At 66.1% G+C, this 6,116-nt stretch carries 6 protein-coding genes; 1 reads left to right on the top strand and 5 read right to left on the bottom strand.

Annotated features, from left to right (window positions below; genetic code table 11):
• From PVW46_RS28465 to PVW46_RS28445, 5 genes are all read right to left on the bottom strand, one after another.
• A partial coding sequence (locus tag PVW46_RS28465; RefSeq protein WP_274578301.1) for a molybdopterin cofactor-binding domain-containing protein occupies window positions 1-1,385 on the bottom strand: 1,385 nt, incomplete at its 3' end.
• Window positions 1,382-2,764, bottom strand: coding sequence for a xanthine dehydrogenase small subunit (gene xdhA / locus PVW46_RS28460; protein WP_069208041.1), 1,383 nt, complete (start codon window positions 2,762-2,764; stop codon window positions 1,382-1,384). The genes PVW46_RS28465 and xdhA, both read right to left, overlap by 4 nt.
• A 203-nt stretch (window positions 2,765-2,967) precedes the next feature.
• Window positions 2,968-3,447: an SRPBCC family protein gene (locus PVW46_RS28455; protein ID WP_043144710.1), complete on the bottom strand. Its 480-nt coding sequence runs from the start codon at window positions 3,445-3,447 to the stop codon at window positions 2,968-2,970.
• Between the two features lie 3 nt (window positions 3,448-3,450).
• The gene (locus PVW46_RS28450; RefSeq protein ID WP_069208042.1) at window positions 3,451-3,786 is read right to left on the bottom strand and encodes an ArsR/SmtB family transcription factor; all 336 of its coding nucleotides are present in this window, start codon (window positions 3,784-3,786) and stop codon (window positions 3,451-3,453) included.
• 54 nt (window positions 3,787-3,840) lie between these two features.
• Complete coding sequence (locus PVW46_RS28445; RefSeq protein WP_069208158.1) at window positions 3,841-4,440, bottom strand: MarR family winged helix-turn-helix transcriptional regulator; 600 nt, start codon at window positions 4,438-4,440, stop codon at window positions 3,841-3,843.
• A 164-nt stretch (window positions 4,441-4,604) separates the two neighbouring features.
• Here PVW46_RS28445 and PVW46_RS28440 point away from each other — a divergent pair, with 164 nt between their 5' ends.
• Window positions 4,605-6,113, top strand: a complete 1,509-nt coding sequence (locus PVW46_RS28440) for an MDR family MFS transporter (protein WP_069208043.1) — start codon at window positions 4,605-4,607, stop codon at window positions 6,111-6,113.
• The last annotated feature ends 3 nt before the right edge of the window (window positions 6,114-6,116 follow it).

Here is a 6,116-nt window from a genome sequence, read left to right as displayed (position 1 = left end):
ATGCCGAATTTCACCGGCGTCAGCGCGATACCCTTCTTGAGAATCGGGTTGGCCGCGTTCCACTCTGCCACCGCCGCCCGCCTGCCTGCGTAATCGTAGGACATCTCCAGCGCCTCTGTCATCTCGTGCAGGATGAAATCCTCGACCGTCTGGCCATAGGGCGTGACGGTCCTGGGCTTCTTCTTGGCGGAAATACCCCCCGGGGGGCTCGGCTCTGCCGAGCGGGGGGCGGCGCCCCCCTCCATCGGGTCGTAGTAATTCGCCTTTCGCACCGTCAGCGGATCGCGGCCCAGCACATGGGCGACGTGATCCATGACGCGCTCGATCCCCACCATGCCCTGCGGGCCGCCAAAGCCGCGATAGGCGGTGGCACTGCACATGTTGGTGCGCAGCCGGTGGCTTTCGATCCGGACGGCGGGCAGGAAATAGGCGTTGTCCGCGTGCAACATGGCACGATCGGCCACCGGCAAGGACAGGTCCTGCGACCAGCCGCAGCGGGTGTATTGCCGGAACGCGATCCCCTGAACCACGCCCTCCGCATCGACCCCCACGCGATAGTCGATGCGGAAATCATGCCGCTTGCCGGTGATCACCATGTCGTCGTCGCGGTCATAGCGCATCTTGGCGGGGCGTTTGGTGGCGGCGGCCACCACCGCGCAGGCCACGGCCAGCGCGTTGCCCTGGCTTTCCTTGCCACCAAAGCCGCCGCCCATGCGCCGCGTCTCGACCCGCACGTTATGCATCCGAAGGCCCAGAGCATCGGCCACCTTGTGCTGGATCTCGGTCGGGTGCTGGGTCGAGGAATGGACCAGCATGTCGCCGTCTTCCTGCGGAAAGACAAGGGCGGCCTGGCCTTCCAGGTAGAAGTGCTCCTGCCCGCCCATTTCGATCCGGCCTTCGATGACATGCGGCGCGCCGTCGATGGCGGCCTCCACATCGCCGCGCGCCCAGATGCGCGGGCCTTCTTCGAACCGGCTGTCGGCGGCCAGCGCTTCCTCGATGGTCAGGATCGGGGGCGCGGCTTCGGTCTCGATCCGTGCCTTGGCGACGGCGCGCCGCGCCGCGAGGTGGCTTTCGGCGGCGACGAGGAACACGGGCTGGCCTTGGTAATGCAGCGTGCCGTCCGACAGCAGCGGCTCGTCATGCAAGGAGGGTGAGCAGTCGCACTCCGACGGCAGGTCATCGAAGGTCCAGACCCCCACGACACCGGGCGCGGCGCGCACCGCGTCGAGGTCGAGCGCGGTCAGCCGACCGGCGGCGATGGGCGAAAGGCCAAAGGCGAGGTGCAGGCAATTGGCGGGCGTCGGGATGTCGTCGACGTAACGTGCCTTGCCGGTCACATGCAGCGGCGCCGCGTCATGGGGGAGGGGTTTCGCGACGCTCATGGCCGCACCTCCAGCACATTCGTGGCCTGTCCCATGTCCTCGGCCCGGTAGCGGCGCAGCATGTTCCGCGCGGCGGTCAGGCGATAGTCGGCGCTGGCACGCATGTCGCTCATGGGGGCAAAGTCCTGCGCCCAGGCGGGGCCGGTGGCGTCCAGCGTGGCCTCGGTCCACGGCTGGCCGGTGAGGGCGACCTCCACATGCGATGCCCGCTTGGGGATGCCTGCCATGCCGCCAAAGGCGATGCGGGCGCTGGTCACGATGCCCTCCGTGACAGTCAGGTTGAAAGCGCCGCAGACGGCCGAGATGTCCTGGTCGAAGCGTTTCGACAGTTTGTAGACGCGCAAGGAGGACAGGGCTTTGGGAATGGTCACCGCCTCGACAAATTCGCCCGGGGCACGGTCCTGCTTGCCGTAGTCGATAAAGAAGTCCTCCAGAGGTATCTCGCGCCGGGTGTCGCCCTGGCGCAGGTGCAACGTCGCGTTTGCCGCGATCAGCGCGGGCGGGTTGTCCCCGATGGGCGAGCCGTTGGCGATGTTGCCGCCGATGGTGGCGGCGTTGCGCACCTGGGTAGAGCCATAGCGGCGGATCATCTCAGCATAGCCGGGGCACAGCGGTTTCATCAGCGCCTGCACGCGGTCCATCGTGACGCCTGCGCCGATGCGATAGCCGCTATCCGTCTCCTCGATCCCCTGCAGGTCGGCGCAGCGGTTCAGGAAGATCACCGTATCGAGGTCGCGCAACTGTTTCGTCACCCATAGGCCCACGTCCGTGGCCCCGGCAACCAGCGTGGCCTGCGGATGTTCCGCGTAGAGCCGCGCGAGGTCATCGGCGGTCGTCGGGGCGTGGCAGGTCGGCGAAGGGCTTTCCGCCATTTCAGCGCCTCGGTACGCCTGATCGCCGCTGATCCAGTCGGGCACCGGCTGATCCTCTGCCACCCGGGCGGCGCGCAGGATCGGCGCATAGCCCGTGCATCGGCAGAGGTTGCCCGCCAGGGCGTCCTTGTGGCCGGTGTCTCCGTTCAGATGCGCCGTGGCCATCGAGACCGCAATGCCTGGCGTGCAAAAGCCACACTGGCTGCCGTGACAATCCACCAGCGCCTGTTGTACGGGGTGCAGCGTGCCGTCCGGGCCGGAGAGGCCCTCGACCGTGCGCACCGCCTTGCCGTGCAATTGCGGCAGGAAGAGGATGCAGGCATTCAGGGCGCGCGCGCCGCGCTCGTCCGTCACCATGACGGTGCAGGCGCCGCAGTCGCCCTCGTTGCAACCCTCCTTGGTGCCGGTAAGGCCGCGCCTCTCGCGCAGCCAGTCGAGCAGCGTTTCGGTGGGTGACACCTCAGCCAGCTCAACGCTCTCTCCATTGAGAAGAAAGGCGATGTTCATCAGGTTGTGACCCGCCGCCTTACCGAATCCCCCGCGATTTTTTCGCAGGGTGCGCGCCCTCGATGCGGCGTAGAAAACGCGCCCTTGTCCCTGTTATCGGCGGTCAGGCTAGGCGGGCAGGATGCGGCAAGGCAAGGGAAAAACGCCTGCAGATTGATCGTCACCGCCCGTTTCGGCGCCAAATCGGGCGGTGGCTGCTGACATCACAGGCTGCGTGCGATGTCCAGCATCTGGTCGGCGGCGGTGTTCCAACCCTTGCTGAAACCCATTTCCTCGTGCTTGTCGCGCGCAGCCGTGTCGTTGTGCAGCGCGGTCGCCGTGTAGAAGGTGCCCCCGTCGCGCGGTTCAAAGGTCACGATCGCGGTCATGAAGGGCTGGGCCGCGGGCCGCCAGCCAGCTTGCAGGGCATCGGTGAAAACCAGCCGCCGTTCGGGATCGACGGCCAGGAAACAGCCTTCGTTCGGCATGTCGGCCTGGCTGCCGTCGGGCAGCGGGCCTGCCATGCGGGTAAAGAATCGCCCGCCCGGGCGCAGGTCGATCACGGCCTCGGTCACATGCCAGGGTCTGGGGCAGAACCACTGCATCAACAGCTCCGGTTCGGTCCAGCAGCGCCAGAGCGTCGCGGGCGGTACGTCCATCATGCGTTCAAGGCGCAGGTCAAGATCGGGATCGAGGTCGGGCATGGGTCAGTCCTTTTTGGATGCAGCGTCAAGGGATTTGGCGAAACTCTCCAGCCGGTCGGTCTGTTCCTCCCAGAGGCGCCTTTGGCGGGCGAGCCAGTGTTCTGCCTCTGCAAGAGGCGCGGCCTCGATATGGACCGTGCGCACCCGGCCCTGTTTCTCGGACCGGATGAGACCGGCAGACTCGAGTTTGCGCAGGTGTTTCAGGAAGGAGGGCAGGGCCATGTCGTGCGGGGCGTGCAGTTCTGACACCGGGGCAGGGCCGCCGACCAGCCGTTCGATCACGGCGCGGCGGGTGGGGTCGGCCATCGCGCCGAAGAAGCTGTCGAGATGGTTAGCCATGAGGCTACCTATTCTCGCAGCATGTCTTGCGTCACGAGAAACCTAGCTGAATGGCTAAGTGTTGTCTTGCTGCGAGAGGTCGTCACGCAACTTGGCGATTTCCTCTGCCACGGGGCCAGAGGGGCAGGCGGCCCGTTCCGACCAGGCCGAAAAGCGTTCCAGCAAGGGCAGGAAGGTCTGGATCTCTTCCATCGTCCAGTCCTTAAGGTAAGAACCAAGCACGAGGAACTTGTAGCTGCGCACCGCCTCGACCGCCTGTTTGCCGGTCTCGGTCAGTTCCAAAACGGCGCGGCGCGCGTCCTGCTGGCTGACCGCGCGGCGCAGAAGGCCGCGTTTGATCAGCTGGCTGGTCAGGCGGCTGGCGCGTGACGGGTCGATGGCCAGCCGTGTCGCCACGGTCGAGACCATCGTTTCCTCTCCGGAGGCTTCGCCGAATTCGTTGACCGGCGCCGAGACCGCCATCAGCACGTCCAGCTCGGCAAGTTCCATCCGCAGGCCAAGGTCTTCGAGCGCGCGCAGGCCCAGTTCCCGCTTGACCACCTTGCGGCGCCAGATCTGCAGCACGGCGTCGATGTCGAAGGCGGCTTCTGCCACTTCTCCGCCGATCCCGGCGCGGTCCAGTTGCGCCTTCAATCTGTCATCCCGCGCGGTCATGCAGCCCCCGATGTGCAATATTGCGTGCTTTCGACAAATGCATGACGTTGACATGCTTTTGCGTTTGGCACATATTTAGGCCCAGATCCCAGGCGATGCAATCCGGTCGCCTGCGCCGAATCCGCCCGGTGCCGGCGCGCTGTCCCCGTTTCAAGGAAGTTTCCATGTCCCTGGCCGAAACCCCTGTTGCCCTTGCCGACGACCAACCAGACCCGGCCACGCTGCGCCTGGCGCTGATCGCGATCGCGGCGACCTTGCTCTTTGCCTCTCTTGGTCAGACCATCGTGTCCACCGCAATGCCGATCATGGTCGCGGACCTTGGCGGGATGGATCATATCACATGGGTGATCACTGCCTACCTCATGGCGTCGACCATCGGCGCGCCTGTGGCGGGAAAGCTCTCTGATCTTTACGGTCGCAAGATTGTCCTGCAGGCCGGCATCCTGGTTTTCGTGCTGGGCGCGGTGATCTGCGGGACGGCTGTCTCGATGGAGATGGTGATCGCCGGGCGCGTGGTGCAGGGGCTGGGCGGCGGCGGGCTGATCGTCACCTGCATGACCGCCGTTGGCGACCTGATGCCGCCGCGTGAGCGGGGCAAGGCGCAGGGGTTCCTGGGGGCGGCCTTTGGCGTATCGACGGTGATCGGCCCTCTTCTGGGCGGGGCCATCGTGCAGAGCATCGGCTGGCACTGGATTTTTTTCGTCAACCTCCCGGTGGGCGTGGTGGCCTTTGTCGTTCTGAACCGCGCGCTGCCCTCGCCGCTGGAGCGGTCGGGCAAGCCGGTAGATTACCTGGGGGCGGCGCTGCTGGCAGCGATCCTCGGGTGCATCGTTCTTTTGCCCAGCATCGCGGGCAGCTATGGCTGGTCCAGCCTGCCGGTGACGTGGTTGTTCATCGGCCTCGCCCTTGCACTGGCCGGCTTCATCCGGACAGAGCGGCGCGCCAAAGAGCCGATCCTGCCGCTGCCGCTGTTTTTCAACAACACTTTCCTGGTGACCAACGCGGTCGGCTTCCTGGTGGGCATGGGGATGTTCGGCACCATCACCTTTCTGCCGCTGTTCCTGCAGATGGTGAAGGACATCAGCCCGACCGTCTCCGGCCTGTTCCTGGTGCCGATGATGGGCGGGTTGATCCTGTCGTCCACGGCGGCAGGCAAGATCATGTCTGCGACCGGCCACTACAAGCTGATGCCAGTGCTGTCGACGGGCCTTCTGACCCTGGCGCTGCTGGGCATGTCGCGGCTGGATGCGGCCAGCGCGCTTTGGTTCATCGGCGGGGTCATGGTGCTGGTGGGCTTGGGGCTGGGGCCGGTCTTTGCCGTGGGGGTCGCGGCGGTCCAGAACGCGGTGCCGCGGTCGATGATGGGCGTGGGCACGGCCTCGACCAACATGTTCCGGCTGATCGGCGGCTCCGTCGGCACGGCTGTTTTTGGCGCGATGTTCAGCGCCGGGCTGATGCGCAACCTCGCCGGAGAGATCCCGGGCGGCGTTTCGGGCGGCATCGGTGCGCTGGGCGCCAATGTGGTGCAAGCACTGCCGGAAGAGGCCCAGGCGCGGGTGCTCGACGGGTTCTCGGACGCTTTGCACCCGATTTTCTGGGCGGCGGCGGCAGCGGCTTTGCTGGCCTGTCTTGCCTCGATGCTGCTACGCGAGGAACCGCTGGGCGAGACCTGATCC

Source organism: Mameliella sp. AT18 (assembly GCF_028807275.1).
Lineage (GTDB): Bacteria > Pseudomonadota > Alphaproteobacteria > Rhodobacterales > Rhodobacteraceae > Antarctobacter > Antarctobacter albus.
This window is presented reverse-complemented; position numbering and strand designations above follow the sequence as displayed.